This window comes from Mycobacterium shimoidei, from assembly GCF_900417275.1.
GTDB classification, from domain to species: domain Bacteria; phylum Actinomycetota; class Actinomycetes; order Mycobacteriales; family Mycobacteriaceae; genus Mycobacterium; species Mycobacterium shimoidei.
Genome location: NZ_UEGW01000001.1, coordinates 2,785,271 through 2,803,753, shown reverse-complemented (window position 1 = coordinate 2,803,753; position 18,483 = coordinate 2,785,271). Strand labels below are relative to the sequence as shown.

The 18,483-nt window shown below is 64.5% G+C and carries 18 protein-coding genes and 1 pseudogene; 4 read left to right on the top strand and 15 right to left on the bottom strand.

Going from position 1 to position 18,483, the window contains the following annotated elements:
• Nucleotides 1-419: 419 nt before the first annotated feature.
• The 5 genes and pseudogenes from MSP7336_RS13700 to MSP7336_RS13680 form a co-directional block, all read right to left on the bottom strand.
• Complete coding sequence (locus tag MSP7336_RS13700) at nucleotides 420-1,142, bottom strand: DUF1906 domain-containing protein (RefSeq protein ID WP_113963918.1); 723 nt, start codon at nucleotides 1,140-1,142, stop codon at nucleotides 420-422.
• A gap of 97 nt (nucleotides 1,143-1,239) precedes the next feature.
• Nucleotides 1,240-1,710 carry an SRPBCC family protein gene (locus tag MSP7336_RS13695; RefSeq protein WP_069394516.1) on the bottom strand — a complete coding sequence of 157 codons (471 nt, stop codon included), beginning with the start codon at nucleotides 1,708-1,710 and terminating at the stop codon, nucleotides 1,240-1,242.
• Nucleotides 1,711-1,785: 75 nt separating this feature from the next.
• Entirely contained in the window at nucleotides 1,786-2,436 is a 651-nt protein-coding gene (locus tag MSP7336_RS13690; protein ID WP_069394515.1) for an HD domain-containing protein, read from the bottom strand.
• A complete protein-coding gene (locus MSP7336_RS13685) occupies nucleotides 2,433-3,419 on the bottom strand; it encodes an MBL fold metallo-hydrolase (protein WP_069394514.1) in 987 nt (328 codons plus the stop codon). The genes MSP7336_RS13690 and MSP7336_RS13685 overlap by 4 nt, the downstream gene beginning before the upstream one ends.
• Nucleotides 3,416-4,125 (bottom strand): annotated as a pseudogene (locus tag MSP7336_RS13680) (SDR family oxidoreductase). The gene MSP7336_RS13685 and the pseudogene MSP7336_RS13680 overlap by 4 nt, the downstream one beginning before the upstream one ends.
• Nucleotides 4,126-4,233: 108 nt before the next feature.
• Here MSP7336_RS13680 and MSP7336_RS13675 point away from each other — a divergent pair.
• Nucleotides 4,234-5,208 (top strand): GlxA family transcriptional regulator, encoded by a 975-nt coding sequence (locus tag MSP7336_RS13675; protein WP_181786735.1) that lies wholly within the window; start codon nucleotides 4,234-4,236, stop codon nucleotides 5,206-5,208.
• Nucleotides 5,209-5,269: 61 nt separating this feature from the next.
• Nucleotides 5,270-6,457 (top strand): aromatic ring-hydroxylating oxygenase subunit alpha, encoded by a 1,188-nt coding sequence (locus MSP7336_RS13670; RefSeq protein WP_069394511.1) that lies wholly within the window; start codon nucleotides 5,270-5,272, stop codon nucleotides 6,455-6,457.
• A 16-nt stretch (nucleotides 6,458-6,473) separates the two neighbouring features.
• Here the strand turns inward: MSP7336_RS13670 and MSP7336_RS13665 are convergent, their stop codons facing one another.
• Nucleotides 6,474-7,619 carry a lipocalin-like domain-containing protein gene (locus MSP7336_RS13665; protein ID WP_113963917.1) on the bottom strand — a complete coding sequence of 382 codons (1,146 nt, stop codon included), beginning with the start codon at nucleotides 7,617-7,619 and terminating at the stop codon, nucleotides 6,474-6,476.
• A 78-nt stretch (nucleotides 7,620-7,697) separates the two neighbouring features.
• Here MSP7336_RS13665 and MSP7336_RS13660 point away from each other — a divergent pair, with 78 nt between their 5' ends.
• Nucleotides 7,698-9,167, top strand: coding sequence for an aldehyde dehydrogenase (locus MSP7336_RS13660; protein ID WP_113963916.1), 1,470 nt, complete (start codon nucleotides 7,698-7,700; stop codon nucleotides 9,165-9,167).
• A 122-nt stretch (nucleotides 9,168-9,289) separates the two neighbouring features.
• Here MSP7336_RS13660 and MSP7336_RS13655 read toward each other — a convergent pair whose 3' ends face one another.
• The 6 genes from MSP7336_RS13655 to MSP7336_RS13630 all read right to left on the bottom strand — a co-directional run bounded on the left by MSP7336_RS13655 (nucleotide 9,290) and on the right by MSP7336_RS13630 (nucleotide 13,833).
• The gene (locus MSP7336_RS13655; RefSeq protein WP_069394509.1) at nucleotides 9,290-9,676 is read right to left on the bottom strand and encodes a VOC family protein; all 387 of its coding nucleotides are present in this window, start codon (nucleotides 9,674-9,676) and stop codon (nucleotides 9,290-9,292) included.
• Between the two features lie 61 nt (nucleotides 9,677-9,737).
• Nucleotides 9,738-10,217, bottom strand: a complete 480-nt coding sequence (locus tag MSP7336_RS13650; RefSeq protein ID WP_069394508.1) for a MaoC family dehydratase — start codon at nucleotides 10,215-10,217, stop codon at nucleotides 9,738-9,740.
• Nucleotides 10,217-10,690: an FAS1-like dehydratase domain-containing protein gene (locus tag MSP7336_RS13645; RefSeq protein WP_232320936.1), complete on the bottom strand. Its 474-nt coding sequence runs from the start codon at nucleotides 10,688-10,690 to the stop codon at nucleotides 10,217-10,219. The genes MSP7336_RS13650 and MSP7336_RS13645 overlap by 1 nt, the downstream gene beginning before the upstream one ends.
• A 50-nt stretch (nucleotides 10,691-10,740) precedes the next feature.
• Entirely contained in the window at nucleotides 10,741-11,157 is a 417-nt protein-coding gene (locus MSP7336_RS13640; protein WP_069394507.1) for a nuclear transport factor 2 family protein, read from the bottom strand.
• A 16-nt stretch (nucleotides 11,158-11,173) separates the two neighbouring features.
• A complete protein-coding gene (locus MSP7336_RS13635; protein WP_113964907.1) occupies nucleotides 11,174-12,733 on the bottom strand; it encodes an AMP-binding protein in 1,560 nt (519 codons plus the stop codon).
• 11 nt (nucleotides 12,734-12,744) lie between these two features.
• Nucleotides 12,745-13,833, bottom strand: a complete 1,089-nt coding sequence (locus tag MSP7336_RS13630; protein ID WP_069394645.1) for an aromatic ring-hydroxylating oxygenase subunit alpha — start codon at nucleotides 13,831-13,833, stop codon at nucleotides 12,745-12,747.
• Nucleotides 13,834-13,978: 145 nt separating this feature from the next.
• On the opposite strand from MSP7336_RS13630, the gene MSP7336_RS13625 reads away from it, so the two are divergent.
• The gene (locus MSP7336_RS13625; RefSeq protein ID WP_113963915.1) at nucleotides 13,979-15,217 is read left to right on the top strand and encodes a cytochrome P450; all 1,239 of its coding nucleotides are present in this window, start codon (nucleotides 13,979-13,981) and stop codon (nucleotides 15,215-15,217) included.
• Here MSP7336_RS13625 and MSP7336_RS13620 read toward each other — a convergent pair.
• The 3 genes from MSP7336_RS13620 to MSP7336_RS13610 all read right to left on the bottom strand — a co-directional run bounded on the left by MSP7336_RS13620 (nucleotide 15,207) and on the right by MSP7336_RS13610 (nucleotide 18,446).
• A complete protein-coding gene (locus tag MSP7336_RS13620) occupies nucleotides 15,207-15,398 on the bottom strand; it encodes a ferredoxin (RefSeq protein ID WP_069394504.1) in 192 nt (63 codons plus the stop codon). The two genes, MSP7336_RS13625 and MSP7336_RS13620, sit on opposite strands and share 11 nt — an antisense overlap.
• Before the next feature lie 182 nt (nucleotides 15,399-15,580).
• Complete coding sequence (locus MSP7336_RS13615) at nucleotides 15,581-15,907, bottom strand: hemophore-related protein (RefSeq protein ID WP_069394503.1); 327 nt, start codon at nucleotides 15,905-15,907, stop codon at nucleotides 15,581-15,583.
• A gap of 151 nt (nucleotides 15,908-16,058) precedes the next feature.
• Entirely contained in the window at nucleotides 16,059-18,446 is a 2,388-nt protein-coding gene (locus tag MSP7336_RS13610; protein WP_113963914.1) for a CaiB/BaiF CoA-transferase family protein, read from the bottom strand.
• Nucleotides 18,447-18,483: the final 37 nt, after the last annotated feature.

Below are 18,483 nucleotides of genomic sequence, written 5' to 3'. Positions count from 1 at the left end.
ATTGCGCCGCCTCCCGACTGACCTTGGCGTCTCGGCGGGTCGGTCGGAGGTATGAGCATCGGGGTCGTCGACTGCAATAAGAGTGTCATAAGAACGGCAGAGTTTTTGTTCGCCGATCGGTTACTGGCGAGTTCTACGCATGGGTAGCGGTTACGTGGGTAACACACCGTCCGTGCGCTCTCGAACGGCTGCGGAACAAACCTGCTGCATGCAGGTGGTTACGGTCGAGTAGGCATAAAGCGCAGATCAAGGCAGTATTGTTATCAAATCGTTACGCCGAAAATTTCGCCGGCCTCGCTTACCGCGCGCCGTGTCGGCTGCGACGTCGCCGCGCCTCAGCCGAAAACCGGGCCGCCGAGCACCATGCCAAAAGTTTGCTGGAACTTACTGCGGGGTCAGCTCACACGCCGCGGCCCGGCTCAGGCCCACTGGCCGAACTGGGGCTTGAGGATGTTGTTGATGTCGACGCCGACGCCTCCGACACTGCGCTTGTCGATCTCGACCTGGTGCAGGTTGGCAGCGGGGTGGGTGTATCCACGCGGCGAGCCCCAGTTGTGCTGCCAGAAATACGAACCGAGGCCGTCCTGCAGCGCCCAGTCGATGGTTTTGGAGTTGGCGTAGACGCCGACGCGCTGGTGACCGAGCACCGATTCCCAGCCGCGTAAATAGGGTGCGACCTGCTGCTTGTATTGCTCGTACGACGGGTCATCGTCGATCGACGCGTAGATCGGAGCGCTGGCTGGTCCGCCGGCGGCGCTGTGCAGCTGCCAACCCCGCTGGGCGTGTCTCACCCCGGCGCTTTGACCGCCCAACCAGTCCGCGGTGTCCTGCTTGCCGTACTGGTAGCAGGAGACGATCTTCAGACCGTTTTGGTGCAGGTCGCGCGCCTCTTGCAGCTGAATTGGCTTGCCGAGCATCCAGGCTCCGCCCGGCCTGCGATCCGAAACATAACGGATGGCTCCGATTGCTCCGGCCGCCTTGATGTCGGCAGCGGAAATGACTCCGGCGGCGTAATCGAGCAACACGCCCAGCGGACTTGCCGAGGCGAGAATGGCGCGCAGCGGCGAGGCTGCGACGCCGAGCGCGAGCAGCGCAGGCGTTGCGGCCGCGAATTTGAGCACTTCGCGCCGTGACATCGACACGAGTCACAGAGTACGACAACTGCATCAAATACCACGTTTGACGACACGGGTCACATCGGCATCAGCGGCCGCGCGCGTCTAGGGGGTCAGGTCGTACTCATTTCTGGTAGCGGTCGCGCAGCCGGGCCAGCGTCGCCTCGATACCTGCGGCATTGCGCTTGGCGAAACCGGTGATTTCGTAGTAGTGCAGCAGGTCCTTCAGCCCGCCGGTGTCCCGGTAGTCAAACGTTTCCGTCACCCTCGTGTCGGTCGGTGAAAGCTCGGAAAACTCCCAGCGCCAGCGATGCCCGAGCGGATGACGCCATTCGATGAGTTGGTTCGGTTTCATCTCGGTCACCGTGCTGGTGATCCGGTAGGGCAATCCGAACATCCGCATTTTGGTGGAAAATCGTGCTCCGGCCGTCAGCTGCTCCGGGCCGCGGATGTTGTCGCCGACAGTGCCCGACCCATCGAGCTCGTGGTGGCGACGCGGATCGGCGACGATCGCGAACAATTCGGATGCCGGAGCGTGGACATCGACCGAGCGGCTCACCTGCTTGGGACCGCGGTCGACGATGTTGACCGTCATGACTTTAACCCTTCGTGCGCAACTGAGGACATCATGTCCCGACGCGCCCGAGAGGACAACGGTCAGACCGGACTCCTATTCAGGCCAGCTGTTGTTGAGGATCGTTTCCACCATGTTGTCACGGACGAACGACGGATCGTAGCGTTCGAGCACGTCGGCGTTCATCGTGCCGAAGGTGGTGTGCGGGCGATGCTTCATGCCGTCGGTGAAGGCCTGCAGGATGCGCCGTTTGAAGTCCGGCCGGGGGTGAGCCGCGGTCACGGCCGCGAGCGCGTCCGAGGAAAGGTCGTCGCGGGCGATGCCCACCACATCGGTCTCCACACCGGCGGTGACCAAAGCGATTTCCGGGTCCAGAAATTCGGTCACGCCGGGTGTGGTGTGCAAGGCGATGGCCAGCCAGACTTTGCGGGCATCGGCCTCATCGACACCGCGGGCCAACAGGAAATCCCGTGCGGCATTGGCGCCGTCGACCTCGAAACGCAGCATCGAGGTGCGGTAGCGCTCGGAGAGCCCGAGATCGTGGAACATCGCGCCGACGTAGAGCAACTCGAGATCGGGCCGCAGTCCGCGGCGCTGACCTTGCAGCGCCCCGAAGAGGTAGACCCGTCGCGAATGATCAAACAGCAGATCGTTTTCGGCGTCCCGAATGAATTCGGTGGCCTCACGTACCAGCGCGGTGTCGGGGATCGCGATCCCGGCGATGGTGTCGATTGCTTGAGCAGTCATGATTGTGCCTCCTTGGTTGCCGTGCGTCTTGACTCTCCGGTGAGCTGCGGGGCCTGCGGCCCGCGCGGTGCCGGCGCGAACACCACCGTCGGCACCGGCTCCCAGCTCGGGATTCCCGCCTCGTCGGTCACCAGCCGGCCGAACGGGCAATCGCCGAAGTGAAAACCGAATCCGAAGGTGTTGGGTCGCATCAGCTCGTCCAGCAGTCGCTCGCGGGCACGGGAAACCGCCATCGCGTCGCCATCAGCCGCAGAAAGCCAATCCGGATGGGCAAACTGCGCCGGGCTGTGGAACGCGTCGCCCAGCACGATCAAGCGTCGACCTGTGTCCGAAGTGATCACGTAGCAGGTGTGTCCGGGACTGTGTCCGCCGGTCACCATCGCCCGCACGCCGGGAAAGATCTCGTCACCGTCGGTGATGAGCGCGTGAGTGGACGCAAGCGGGCCGATGACGTGTCGGGGTGTCGAGACATCCTTATGGTCAGGGTCTTTCGCATACGGCTCCCACTCGGGCGCGGACAACACGTAGCGGGCATTCTCAAACGTCTTGACGCTGCGGCCAGTTACGTCTGTAGTGAACGCCCAGCCGGCGTGATCGAAATGCAGATGGGTGAATGCGACGATGTCGATGTCGTCGGGTGATCGTCCCAATGCCGCAAGGACATCGAGCATCGAGCCCCAATCAACCGAGCCGTAGGCGAACTTTGATGTGAGCGCGCCGACGCCAACGTCGATCAGCAGCGTGCGTCCCTCACGTTCGACGAGCAAGCCGCCCGCACTCATCGGAATCTCACCGCGAGCATTGACGAACTCGGGCCACGCCGACCACGCGTCGGCGGGAACGTCGGGAAAGAATGCCGATGGGCGTATCGCGACCACTCCGTCGACCACATAGGTGGCGTCTACGTCGCCCAACCGCAGCGACCGCACCGCCGACGAGGCACCCAGCCGTCCGACGGGCGGTGGCTTTTCGGTCGCAGTCATGCGGCAATGCTTCCGCCACCGTCGACACGCAGGATTGACCAGTGATGTATCCGGCGTCCTCGTCGAGCAGGAAACAGATCGCGGCGGCGATTTCTAGCGGCTTGGCGACCCGATGCAGCGGAATGGTTCCCAGGAAGCGAGCCTCGCGTTCGGACCCCACCGGACTGCGTTCCCGGTACATCTCGGTTTCGGTGGGTCCCGGTGCCACCGCGTTCACGGTGATGCCGGCCGAGGCCAGCTCACCCGCCCAGATACGCGTGCAGGTTTCGAGTGCAGCTTTGGCCGCGGCGTACGGCGTGCGTTCCGGAGTGCCGAGCGTGGTCAGGCTGGTGACATTGACGATGCGCCCCCACCCGCCGGCGACCATTGCGGGCAACGCGGCCTGCACGACCTGCACGGCAGTGCGCACGTTCAGGTCGTAGGTGTCGAAGAGATGATCCAGGTCGATCGAGCCGATCCGGCCGAACTGGGCGAAGCCGACATTGTTGACCACCGCGTCGACCGCCGCCTCCGAAACGATCTTGTCCAGCGTGGCCGCGGTGGCTGCCCGGTCAGCCAAGTCGACCTCGTGAAATTGACCCGGAAAATCGTGAGGTGCACTCCGGGCCAGGCCGATCGGTTGGTGACCATCCTCGGCCAGCCGGTGGGCCACTACCCATCCGATACCTTTCGACGCTCCGGTGATCAGTACTCGACGCGAAGGCATGCTGCGCTCCTTGGAATTAGTAGACCTACGTCGAGTCTGGTCGCGCCAAACCTCAACCCACGATGACCGAAGTGCCACATTTCCCACAGAAAGCGACACAATAGGCGTGTGACTGATGCGAATGGCCGTCCAAGGGTGGTGGTGATCGTCGTCTTCGACGACGTGACGCTGTTAGATGTTGCCGGAGCGGCCGAGGTTTTCACCGAAGCCAACCGGTTCGGCGGGCACTATCAGCTCAAGATCGCATCGGTCGACGGGCGCGACGTTACAACCTCGATCGGAACCACATTGGGTGTCACCGAAAGCATTTCGGCCATCACCAGCGCCGACACGGTGATGGTCGCAGGGAGCGACAACCTGCCCCAGCGGCCCATCGATCCCGAACTCGTCGAGGCCATCCGATCGATAGCGGGCAGAACCCGACGGCTGGCCTCCATTTGCACCGGGTCGTTCGTGCTCGCGCAGGCGGGGCTGCTCGCTGGTCGGCGCGCCACCACGCACTGGCGGGAAGCCCGGCTACTGGCCCGAGCGTTCCCCGATGTCACCGTTGAGCCAGACGCCATCTTCGTCCGCGATGGCAACGTCTTCACGTCGGCCGGAGTCTCGTCGGGCATCGATCTCGCGCTGGCGTTAGTCGAGATGGATTACGGCGCCGACCTGGTTCGAGAGGTGGCCCGATGGCTGGTCGTCTACCTCAAGCGTGCGGGCGGGCAGTCGCAGTTCTCGGTGCTGGTCGAGGCCGATCCACCGCCGCAGTCGGTGTTGCGCGGGGTCACCGATGCGATCGCCGCCGATCCGGCGGCTGACCACAGCGTGAAAACGCTTGCTCGACGTGCGTCGTTGAGCACCCGGCAACTGACGCGGCTCTTTCAGTCCGAGCTTGGAACGACCCCGGCGCGCTATGTGGAGATGGTTCGAATCGACGCCGCGCGCGCCGCCTTGGACGCCGGCCGCACCATCCCCGACACCGCAGCGCTGTCGGGTTTCGGCAGCACGGAAACATTGCGACGAGTGTTCACGGGCCGTCTCGGTGTGTCACCGAAGGCGTATCGGGACCGATTCCGCACCGCGTCGCGGGTATAAACCGCAGGACTGCTCAGCCGCGTCTTGACATTACAACCGGACGAAGGTCTGTAATGGAGGCATGGATCGCGACCAGCTCATCGACCTGACTCGGCGTGCCCTGAAACTGGCCCGCGACAAGACCACCGACCTCGCGCCGTCCGAGCACGTCGTCGATGCGCGTGACTACACGTCCGCTGAGCGCCACGAGCGTGACAAGGCGATGCTGATAACCAGCCCGCAGCTGGTCGGCTATGTATCGGAGTTGCCCGAGGCCGGCTCTTACTGCACCAAGACGGTGATGGGGCGCTCGATTCTGCTGACCCGAACCTCCGACGGATCCGTGCACGCGTTCGACAATGTTTGCCTGCATCGGCAATCCCAGGTGGCGAGCGGATGCGGGACAGCCAAACGGTTCACCTGTCCCTACCACGCCTGGACGTATGACAACACCGGGCGTCTGGTGGCAGTACCCGGCCGCGAGGGCTTCCCGGGTATCGGACTGAAATCCGACGGGCTGACCGAGCTGCCCGCTACCGAATTCGCCGGATTCCTCTGGATATCACTCGATCGCACCGCCACGCTGGATGTCGCCGCACACCTGGGCCCGCTGGCCGCCGAACTCGACTCCTGGAACATAGGCCGATGGTCGCCGTTGGGTGAGAAGGTCCTCGACTCACCGATCAACTGGAAACTGGCCGTCGATACCTTTTCGGAGAACTATCACTTCGCCACCGTGCACCGGCAGACCTTCGCCACGATCGCGCGCAGCAACTGCACCGTGTTCGACGCGTTCGGGCCCCATCACCGGTTGATCTTTCCGCTCAACTCGATCCTCGATCTGGAGAACGTGCCCGAAGAGCAGTGGGATCCATTCCAGAACCTGGTGGTGATCTACGCGTTGTTCCCCAACATCGTGTTGTCGGTGACCATCGCCAACGGGGAGCTGTTCCGCATCTACCCAGGCGACCGGCCAGGCAGATCGATTACGGTGCACCAGAATTCGACCCCCCTGGATCTTTCCGACGAGTCTGTGGCCGCGGGAGCCCAGGCGGTCTTCGAGTACGCTCACGCCACCGTGCGTGACGAGGACTACCGGCTCGTCGAAGGTTTACAGGCCAACCTCGAGTCCGGTGCGCGCGATCACCTGTTGTTCGGCCGCAACGAACCCGGCCTGCAGCACCGCCACATCAGTTGGGCGCAGGCGCTGGCCTCACCCGTCGTCGAGATCGACGCTAGCGCGGAAAAGATCGACGAGACGCCACGCTAATGTCGATTTCGGCGCATCACTTGTCGAGCACGCCCGCCAATTCCCAATCTCGGTAGAGGGCCAGCGAGCGCTCGTAGAAGCCGAAGCCGCTCACCGGCTTTCCGCGCAGCGTGCCGCGATAACGGTACGGCCCTTCCATGTATTCGATCGGCAGGGCATGCGCGGGGGCACCCACCAGCGGCTCGCCGGTGAGGTCGAGTTCCAGTGCGGCGGACGAAAGCCGGTGTCGGTCGGGCATGTAGCGGACCTCAGCCAATGGCGGCACCAGCGGCTTGATGGACTCGGGCCAGCGCACATAGCTGTCGACGACGACCTCGACGTCCTCGGCGCACTCCGGCGGCGCATCGGGATAGCTGACTGTCACTCCCGAAAACGGTTGCAACGCATTGTTGTTAGTCCGGTCGAATTGGCGCCAGATGCTCAAGTCGACGCCGTTGTCCAGGTTGATCGTGCGCCATTCGTGGGACCTGGCGCGAGGGTCTCCCCCGGTTCCGCCACCACCGGCGTAGCGGGGGAACCACTGCCGGTCGATATGCCCGGCGCTGCCGCTGACTTGTTCACATAGCTCACCCCAGCGCAGTGTGCCGGCCATGGCCATCCCGGTCTGGAAGTACGAATAGGTGTCGTCCTGGCCGAAACAGGCGATTTTCCCGTTGTGCGCGGACGCGCCGAGCGGCACCGGCGGGCGCGTCGGTGTCACGGTCAAGTCGAGTTGCATCGGCTGGCCGGCCTGATCTGCCCCTCTCAGGGCGACCCGGTAGTTGTAAGGGATCAGCTCGCCGTCGTCGTCGCAGCACGTCGTCCAGACGACGGGCCCAGCGCTGCTGGCGTAGCGGATGTCCAGGTGGCCCGCCGTCGCAGTCAATTTGGGCGTGGCGGCATTGCACGGCGGCATGTCGTAGTCGGTGTAAGTGGCGTATGTGCCTGCGTCACAATCGAATAGCGCCATCGTGTAGAAATCGGCGACGATCGAACCGCCCGGGCGGTTTTTGTTGAAGATCGCCAGAAACGCGAACGTCCGGCCGGAGGTGGCGGCAAGCTCGCCGGCCAGGAACCAGGTGTCGGATTCATGGTCTCGGTGTTCGCCCTCGGCGGCCGGGAAGTCCAGCAACCTGTCGTCAGGAACCAGCCGGAACGGGTAGCGACGCCAATCGGAATCCACGGCAGCCTCTTTGTCACGCGTTTTTTTGCTATGTTAGCAGGATTAGGTATGCAGCCCGTTTCACGAGGTGGTGCCCGGATGCCCGAACAGCTTGAACATCGTTGCTACGACAACCTTTTCATCGGCGGTCAGTGGCGCAAACCCTCGACCGGGCAGCGGCTGACGGTGATATCGCCCCATTCCGAAGAACCGGTCGGCGAGGCCGCGGCAGCGGGTCCGGCAGATGTCGACGCCGCGGTCGCCGCCGCACGCCAGGCGTTCGATCACGGTCCGTGGCCGCGGCTAGAGCCAGCCGAGCGGATGCGCAAGGTCGAACAGCTCGCCGCGATCTATGCCGGTCATGTCGATGAGATGGCTGACCTGATCACGGCCGAGATGGGTTCACCGCGCAGTTTCAGCCGGCTGGGCCAGGCGACCGCGGCGATGTCGCTGATGCACCTCGCGCTGGCCGCTGCCCGTGAGTTCCCGTGGGTGGAACGCCGCCAGGGCGTGCTGGGTGAGGTCCACCTGCACCGGGCGCCGGTGGGAGTGGTCGGCGCAATCGTGCCGTGGAATGTGCCGCAATTCCTGATCATGCCCAAGCTGATTCCCGCGCTCATCGCCGGCTGCACGGTCATCGTCAAGCCCGCACCCGAAACGCCCTTGGATGCTTTGTGGTTGGCCGAAATGATCGAGCAACTCGACCTGCCCGACGGGGTGGTGTCGGTTCTCCCCGGCGGCGCCGACGTCGGCGAGGCGTTGGTTCGCCATCGGGGTGTAGACAAGATCGCATTCACCGGGTCGAGCGCCGTCGGTCGCCGGATCGCGGCGCTGTGCGGGGAGCAGCTCAAGCGGGTGAGCCTCGAGCTGGGCGGCAAGTCGGCGGCGATCATTCTCGACGACGCCGATATCGCCGAGACGGTCAAGGGTCTGAAATCGGCCAGCCTGATGAACAACGGGCAGGCCTGTGTGGCGCAGACCCGCATTTTGGTGAGCGAACGCCGCCGCGACGAGGTCACCGACGCGCTGCGCGACATGATGTCCAACCTGTGCGTCGGCGATCCGTCCGACGAGGCCACCGATATCGGGCCCCTGGTCGCTCAGCGCCAACAACATCGGGTGCAGGACTACATCCGGTCCGGGATGAAAGAAGGCGCCCGCCTCGTCCTGGGCAGCGAGGAGCCGCCCAGCGACCGCGGGTGGTACGTCAGGCCGACCCTGTTCACCGACGCGACCAACGACATGCGCATCGCTCGCGAGGAAATATTCGGCCCGGTGCTCAGTGTGCTGACCTACCGAGACGAAGAGGACGCGGTCCGTATCGCCAATGACAGCGACTACGGTCTGGCCGGATCGGTGTGGACCGCCGACACCGCGCACGGCCTGGACGTCGCTGCCCGTGTCCGCGCCGGCACCTACGGAATCAACATGTACACACTAGATATCGCCAGCCCGTTCGGCGGTTTCAAGCAATCCGGCATCGGCCGCGAATTCGGACCCGAGGGCCTCAGCGAATACGTCGAACTGCAGTCGGTGGTCAGCAAGGGGGCTATGCCGCCGATCGCCTAGCACCCCGAGTCATTCGGCTCGTCGAACGTGGGGGATATGGACGAAAAGTTGCCGGATTCTGTACATTTCCCCCACACTCGGCGCGCCCGGGACGGTTCAGCCCGGTGTCGGACAAATGACTTCTAGCTCTCCAAATATATTTCGGAGAATTCCCACCGATTGCCGTCGAGGTCCTCGGTCTGGAAGAACCGGGTGCTGGTACTGGCCCGAATTCCGGTCGTCCTCAGACCTTTTGACACGAGCGCTTCGTGAGCCCGACCGATATCTTTCGTGACGAACACCGGGTATGGACAGACATCCGTGTGCGGTCGGTCGGTGCAGCCGACAGGCAGCTGCCACAACGAAACCATCATCCCGCCAAGGGAGTAAGTGGCAATCGGGTGCTCACCGTCGGCCCCCACGCGCACCGGCTCGATTTCGAAGTTCGCTCGGTACCACTCGATCGCAGCGTCAACGCTAGCAACCCGGAGGATGATCGCCCCTATCGTCACGTCATCGAACAACCCCATCGCGATACCCTTTCGACCACCGATTTCGCAATCTCGCCCGTTCCGCCGGGGCACGCCGACGTCAACCGAGCACCTGCAAGGTGAGTTCGGCCGGACAGCACAGCTCACCGCGCTGATTGGTCACTTCGATCTGCAGATCCACGAGATACCGCGGCGGCTCGACGGTGGTGTCGGCGCGTTTGGCGACCGCACGTCCCGCGCCGACCATGGTGTCGCCCGCATAGATCGGGCCGGCCAGTGTCATCTTCCGGCGCACGACTCGGCTCGTCGGTCCAGCCCACTCGGTGGCAATCCGGTCGACGAATCCAGCAATGTGCATGGTGTTGACGAAAATCGTTGGATGTCCTTGGCTTTGGGCATAGACCGGGTCGAAATGGCCGGGAAAATAGTCCCACGTCGCGCCCGAGTTCATCACCACCCGCTGATAGTCGATCTCGTCGACGACCTGCGGCAGTTCAACCGGAACGCTGAGTTGATCCCACTCGATGCCATGGCGCCGCTCCTCCTCATCGCTTCGCTCTGCATCGTCGCCGGCGCGCATCACGAAGCCGCCTCGGGAGTGAACCGGAACAACGTGTTTCGATTACGGGCCACCACGGCACCGTCCTGACGGCTGAAGGTATCGAGGGTCTCGACGAAATGACCGACCCCGAGCCGCGTCCGCTTCTCCGGTGACACCGACACCACTTCCTCGACAATGGTGAGCCGGTCCCCCTCCACGATGGGCAGCAGAAACTCCGCATCGTTGCCGGCGTTGATGAACGTGGTGCCCGGCAGCGGCACTCGCAGCGCGATCGCCGATACCCGCGGGCCCGGGGTCGGCTGCCACGGCGGCGGCACCAGCCACCCCATCAGCAGGGCCGGCGGGGCCAGCAGACCTCCCCAGGTCCGCTCTGCGAAGTCGGCGTCCCAGTACGACGGATTGGCGTCGCGGACCATCGCGGCGAACAGCTGGATCCGCGCCGCGCTGACGACCGTGGCCGCGGTGCGCGGCTCGGACGTCACACCGACCATTCGCAGCGCATCTTCATAGCTGCCGAACGCCAGCTGGCCGCTGATGTCTGTCACAGTCGAGTCAGCGCCGAATCCCATTGCAGCGCACGGGAGGTGAAATACCAGCCGCCGCGTTCGTAGATGAGCTGATCTTCATAGGTGCCGGTGGCCCGCAGCGTGGTGGCACCGTCGTCTCCGACGGTGAAAAGCAGGGCGACGCAACGCTGGGTCGCGTTGATGCCGTCGACGTTGATCTCGTGATCGACCGCCACCAGACGCTGCCCGCCGCCGCCGTCGAACGCGGCGCGCAAATCGGTGAATTCCTGGCCGTCGCGGATGTAGGACGCCCCGGAGTGGCGAAACGTCGCGATCCAGCCGTCGCGATCACCGGCGGAATAGCACCGGTTGTGCCGCGCGGTCAGATCCAGAATGGCGTTGCGTCCTGCCGCGCCGTTGAGCAGATACTGCTCTTGGTATGTCATGGCCATTACGATTCTCCCGATCTCACCGGCGGACGACGTATCCGTGCGCTTCACGATCCCAGGCACCGGGACCGAGTCCGCGGGCACGCAACACATCTTTGCGCACCCGCCCAATGATCGTCTTGGGTATTTCGTCGACGATGTCGACATAACGCGGCACGCAGAAGTAAGGCATGCGCGCAGAGCAGAAGTCCAGCAGTTCCGCGTAGTCGAGCGTCGCCTGCGGCTGCAGTGTCGCGATCAGCAAGATGTCGTCCTCGCCGAGATCGCTGGGCACGCCCACCACGGCAGCCTCGGCCACTGCCGGGTGCTGCATGACGACCGTTTCCACTTCGACCGACGAGATGTTCTCGCCTCGCCGACGCAACGAATCCTTCACCCGATCCACGTAGGTCAGGTTCAGGTCGCCGTCCAAGACACCGAGATCTCCGGTGCGAAACCATTGCGGGTGCGGAACCAGCTCGCCGTTGCCGTCGAGATAGCCTTCGCTCATGACGTGCGGATAGCGGGGCCTGCAGACGATTTCGCCGACCGTCCCGGCCGGCAGCGGCTCGCCGCTGGAGTCGACGATGCGAACGTCGAAGCTTCGGTTTGGCTGACCCGATGTGCCCGGAACCCCGTCGTCGTCGACACCTTTGACCGCGATCGGGAATGCCTCGGTCATACCGTACATGGTGACAACGCTACAGCCGTAACGCTTCTCGATGCCGCGGTAGATGGCGGCGTCGATAGGGGCAGCGGAGATGAACCGCAGCGGAAGCTCGGCGTCGCGCGGATCCGGCGGCTGCTTCCACAGCATTGAGACCATCGCGCCGGCGCCGGCGAATCCGACTGCACCACAAGCACGTATGTCGTCCCACACGGTGGCCGGGTGGAAGGCCGAAGCCAGCACCGTGGTGCCACCGACCAGCATCGGGGCCAGCACTATCGGTGCGGCACTGAGATGAAAGAGCGGCATCGCCGACCACAACACCTCGCCTTCGCCGAACTTCCACGCCGACGCAACAGTCGCTGCCACCGTGAAGAGGTAATGCCAGCTGGTCGCAACCGCTTTGGAGGGGCCGGTGGTTCCCGATGTGAAGAACAACGAGCCGACTTCGTCGGGTGAGCTCGGATGATCAGTCGTCGTGCCCGCGCTGTTGAGCGCCGCGTCCAGGGAATCACCTTGCACCAACACCTCACCCAGGGCCGGCAACCGGTCGGCGACCTCCGCCAGGCGGGGGCGCCGATCGGCGTCGGTGACGATCGCCTTCGCCTGCGACAGTTGCAGCGCATGCACCAGGAACTCGTCGCGGTAGGCGGCGTTGACGGTGGCGGTCCGCGCGCCGATGCGGGCCGCGCCCAGCCAGAAGTAGATCCATTCCGGGCAGGTCGCGGTGAACAACGCAACGCAATCCCCGCGGCGGAAGCCGAGATCGTGCAGCACGCTGGCCGCCGCGCAAGAGCGCACCCGCATCTGCTCGAACGTCACCGATGTGCCGGCGACCGACATCATCACCCGGTCCGGGAACTGTTCGGCGCGATGATCAAGTACCTCCGGGACGGTGAATTGCTGCACACCGAAATCAATTGGCCCGATCAGCATCGAGCTGCTCAAGCCTGTGCGGCCGCCGGGTCGGGCGAACCGTCAGGGGTGTAGCCGAAGTCGTCCGGCGAGGGCTGTTCGCCCGGGTAGAAGCGGTGCGCCCAACGGCGCAGCGCGGCGTAGTCGTGTGCTTCCTCCGGCGCGAGGTTGGGCTTCTCCAGGTACTTCATGTTTTCCCAGGTGAAGAAGTCCTGCTTGATGACTTCCCGTTGCAGGGCAAGGAATCTGGCGGCACGGCCAGTGGGCACATCACCGGTGTCGCCGGGCTCGCGGACCGAAGCCTGGGTGTAGAAGTAGTCCGTGTAGTCCTCGTCGACGGGGGTCTGCCCGGTGACCTGAATCGTCGCGACCAGATCGCTGGGGAACCGGACGATTCCGATGCCCAGCGAATAGTTGTCGTAGATGATCTTGGCGTCGACCGGGCCATTGGGAGTCAGCCAGGTCTGGGCGCGCCCACCGCCGAAGTGAGCGTTGACGGTGGCGTGCAAGTGATAGCCGGACACCTCGAACGATGCCGTGTTCGCCGGGTTGGCGGCTTTGTGCACATACTGCACGTGATACGGGTCTGCCGCGTTTTCGATGATCATCTGCGCGTGCACCTTGACCCGGTTGACCATCCGGGTGTGCGGGTGCAACGGGTAATACTCGTCGGTTTCCAGTTCGGGGAGCACCGGCGGTTGCCAGTACGGCAATCGGCCGTGGCGCTCATGCCAGACCAGGATGAAGCCGTACCACTCCACACACGGGTACGTGCGGACGCGCACGTTTTGCTTGCAGCCGATCTTGCTGTACGGGATCAACGCGTTGGTGCCGTCGCCGCGCCAGTGCCAACCGTGCCACGGGCAGACGATGTTCTCGCCCTCCACGGTGCCGCCGACACCCATGTTCGCCCCGAGGTGCTGACAGTAGGCATCGAGCACGTGCACTTGGCCGGACGCGGTACGGAACAGCACCAGCTCCTCGCCGAAGTAGTGCACGCGCTTGACCTCGCCGGCCGCCAGGTCGGAGGCGAACCCGACGATGAACCAGCCGGTGGGGAAGCGGTATTGCGACAGCGCGATACCGGACGGCCCGAACTCTCGTTCCGACGGATCCATGGTCGTTTCTCCGTTTCCCGGGCCGAGGGTCGAGTCGTTTGCGCCAGAACACCACAAATCGCCGGACAACCCGACGTTGGCCCGCATAGGTATTGTTACTATTTTAGTGATTGCACGTCAACCAGTGGCGACGACAGGGTTGGGCATGACGACGGCGGAGCTTGATCTGTCCGATTTCGCCCTATGGCGCAACGGTTTTCCCGATGAGCTGTTCGAGAATCTGCGACAGAACCGACCCCTGTTTCGGCACCGGTTGACACCCGGCGCCGCCAAGATCGGCGCCCAGGGCGAGTTCTGGGTGACCACCAAGCACCGGCATGCGGTGCGTATCCACCGGGACGCGGACTCGTTCACCGCGAAAGACGGCCCGCTCATCCAGCCCATGGACACGTTCTCGTCGTATCCGACCATCATCAACATGGATCCGCCGGAATTGAACAAGCGCCGCAAGCTGATCTCCAGCGCTTTCACGCCGCGCGCGGTCGCCAAGCTCGAAGCCGGTATCCGGGCGCGAGCTGCGCGGATGATCGACGACCTGCTTGCGCGCGGCGGCGGTGACTGGATCACCGACCTGGCCGACGCGCTGCCGATGACGGTCATCGGCGACATCATCGGCATGCCCGAGCAGGATCGGCCCCGCATCTTCGGGGTTTTCGACCGAATCCTTACCGCGCGCTCTCCCAAGTCGCGGCTCACCGAGCAAGAAGAACTCGAGCTGTACGGGATCATCTTCGGCTACGCGCTCGAGCTCACCGAGCAGAAGCGCCGCAACCCGGCCGACGACATCTGGAGCACGCTGGCGTCGGCGGTGATCACCGGCGAGGACGGCGAGCAGTTCCGGTTGCCCGCCAACGAACTCGAGATCTTCTTCTTCGTGCTGGCGTTCGCCGGCAGCGACACGACCAAGAACGCGCTCGCCGCCGGGCTACAGGCGTTCGTCGCCAACCCGGAGCAGATCGAGCGATACCGCGACGACGAATCGGTGCGGCCCAGTGCCGTCGAGGAGGTACTGCGCTGGGCGACGCCGGTGGCCTACTGGACGCGCACCACCAAGGTCGATATCGAGATCGACGGTCAACACATCCCCAAAGGCGAGCGCATCGTGTCGATGCTGCGCTCGGCGAACCGCGACGAGGAGGTGTTCACCGAGCCGTTCCGGTTCGACATCGGGCGCCAGCCCAATCCACACGTGGCGTTCGGCGGCGGCGGGCCACACCACTGCCTGGGCGCGATGCTGGCCCGCGCCGAGTTGCGCGCGGTATTCGACGAGCTGTTGCTGCGCTGCGACAACATCAAACTCGGCCCGGCGACGGTGGCCCACCCCAGCCTGGTCACCAACATGTCGATCTACGACACGATGGCGATCTCGCTGACTAGTCGATGATTCGCAGCGCTGCTTTCGGGCACTGGTCGACGGCAGCGCGCACGTCAACCTCCCGGTCGGGCGCTATCGCGCCCTCGGCGACGTGCACAACATCGGCATCCCCGATCTCGAATACGTCAGGGGCAAGAGACTCGCAGAACCCGTTGGCCTCGCAGAGGGTTTCGTCCACGATCACTCGCATTGGCTGCTCCTCACGCTGGCGGGTCGTTCAATACGCGAGGTTACTTTCACCAAGCTGTCGCGACACCTGCAACGGGTCACGACGACGCTGTGTCGACGCCGGTCTACGCACGGGCGAGATATAAATTTCTCAGCCAAGCTTCAGATAGCCGTTACCGAGTCGGCTGTCCGCGTCAGGGGGCCTCAGTAGTTGTTGCAGGTGCTGGCGACCTGCTGGATCGTTCCCAGGTACTGCTGAGCCTCTGGAATCGCCTGCACCTGCTGGATCATCTGCTGGCGCTTCGCGGGCGGGGAGCCCAGGAAACGACGCAGATACGACTGTGCCACCGGCGATGAATTGAATTGCTCGGCGGCCGCCGGATCTTGCGCGTTGAGTGCCGAGACCACCTGCGGGTAACTGCAGGTGGTGTCGACCAGCGGATCTGCAGAGGCGACCCCGGCCCCAGCGGTCAATGCGAACGCCAGAGCGCCGACAGCGCCGGCCAGTTTGGTGAACGACGATATGGCCATGTGTAGGAACCTTTCGACAAATGCACGGTGACGCACCGCAGAGCCACCTCGGCAGAGTGTTGCCGCTTTTCCTAGGTTACCTGGCGTCACCGCAAATAGCTTAGCAAGCCTAAGCACCGGGACGAGGAGTCGCTGCCTGCCACGCCGGCCCTTACAACCCCTTGGGCCGGGTCCCGATCACGTCCGACGACGCCAGCCGGGACAACTCTGCGTCGGTGAGCCCACACAGATCGCGCAAGATCTCGTCATTGTGCTCGCCGAGGGTGGGCGGCGGGCGCCGCAGCCACCCCGACTGCCCACGCAGTGGGGCGAACGGCGGGCGCGGATAGCGTGCGGCGCCGATGCGACAATGCTGCAGAGTCTCGAAGAACCCCCGATGGTTCAGTTGCGGGTTATCGGTCACCAGCGACGGGGACACCACCGGTGCCGCCGGAATACCGGCCGCAGCAAGGTTTTCCACCGAAGAAAGCAAATCCCGATCGCTGAACCAGTCGGCCAGCCGCCGATCGATGTCGTCGGCGCAGCCGTGTCGTCCGGCCACGGTGGCCAACCGTGCGTCGACGCACCAGGACGGTCGGCCCATCAGGTCGACCAGTCCTTGCCACTGTTCGTCGGTTGTGACGGTGACGGCAATCCAGTCGTCATCTCCGGCGCAGCGGTAGAGGTTCTGGATGGCCTGTCCGTGACCGCGGTTTCCTCGCCGGTTTAGCGTCACCCCGAAGACTTCGGCTTCGATCGGCTGGATCGCGGTGGTGTTGAGCACCGCTTCGATCATCGGTAGCTCGACAAGTTGTCCTTGACCAGTTCGCTCGGCGAAATCCAGCGCCGCCAGCACGGCGAACGCCGCGTGAATACCGGCCAACGGGTCACAGGCTCCGCGCGGTGCGACGGGCGGACCCTCGGGTAGCCCGGTCACCCAGGCCAGGCCGGCGATCTGCTCCATGGTGGGCGCAAAGCCGACCCGGTCACGCCACGGACCGTCCAGCCCGAATGCCGGCATCCGGGCGACGACCAGCCGCGGGTTCGCTTCCAGCAGCACGTCGGCGGTCAGCCCGAAGTGGTCCATCACCCGCGGGGAGAAGTTCTCGATCACGACGTCTGCGCCGGCCACCAGCGAGGTGAACAGCCGACGGCCGTCGTCAGACCCCAGGTCCAGCGTGACCGACCGCTTGTTGGTGTTCATCGCGTGGAAGACCCAGCCGTACTCCCACCAGTCGTCGACGTCGGTGCGCATTGCGCCCGAATACCGGATGCCGTCGGGGCGCTGAACCGATTCCACCTTCACGACATCGGCACCGAACGCGGCAAGCGCGTGGGTGGCGGCCGGGCCGGCCCAGAATGCGGTCAGATCGACGATTCGAATCCCGTCGAGCGGCAACCGAGCATCTGAAAGATGTTTGTTAGGTTCGCGTTTGGGCCACGGTGGTTCGTCGTCGGCCTCGCCGAGCGCGGGTGCGGCGCGGATCGGCGCCGGGCGGCATCGCGACATCAACCACGGAGTGCGAGGCTGATGAAAACCGGCCGGGTTGCGCAAGAAAACATCTCGCTCCCGGACGTAGGCAGTGTCGCGGATCGTCGAGCCGTTGCCCAACGCCGCGATCGGCAGCCGGAAGAGCTGGCCAAGCTCGACGATCTCGTCGACGTTGCGCTCGGCCAGCCAGGGACCGATCCGCTCGCGAATGAAATCGCGGTATTCCCACCGGCCGATCTGAAACCGCAGCTGGGGAATCTCGGTCAGCTCTGGGCAATCGACCATCGCGGCAAAGTCGAGCCACTGCTGGCCGGTGACCATGGTGATCCCGACGTAGCCGTCTTTCGCGGGCTCGATCGAGGGGACCTCGACGGTCCGGGTGACCGGCGGCACCCGCAGCAGTTGGGAATGCAGCCATTCGCCGCTTTGCATCAAGGTGACCGCTTCGAGCATCGACAAGTCGAGGTGTTCGCCGGCGCCGCCGCGTCCGACTCGGCGGCGCACTGCCAGCGCCCCGACCGCAGCGAACACTCCGCCCATGTATTCGCCGAGCTCACCGCCGATTGCGATCGGTGGGCCGGCCGGATCGCCGCGGAAACCGGCCGAGCCCGCCCACGCCTGCAAAGTGAGCTCACTGGCCGCCCGGTTTGCGTACGGGCCGGTCCAGCCGAAGTCCGAAATCGTGACGACGATCGCCTGCGGGCACGCGGCCAGCAAAGCCTGCGGGTCGATGCCCAGCTCGTTGGCCTGTGACCGGTTTGCCGTCACCACCACCACATCTGCGGCGGCCAGCTCGGCGTGGTATCGCTCGTCGTTTGGTCCGCAAGTCAGGCTGCGCTTGCCGGCGTTGAGGTAGGCGAACAGCGGTGCATCCGCACCGTGCGGTAGCGGCGAACAGCCCGCGGTAAACCGTCGCAACGGATCTCCTTGCGGCGGTTCAATTTTGCGGACATCTGCACCGGCATCGATCAATAGTTTTCCGCAGTAACTGCCGGCGATTCGGTTACTGATCTCGACCACACGGACATCAGTCAAGGGTGTCGGTCCGCTGTCGGTGCTTTCGCTCACCTGTGTCCGTTCGGGCGTGTCGTTCGACCAGCGCGCT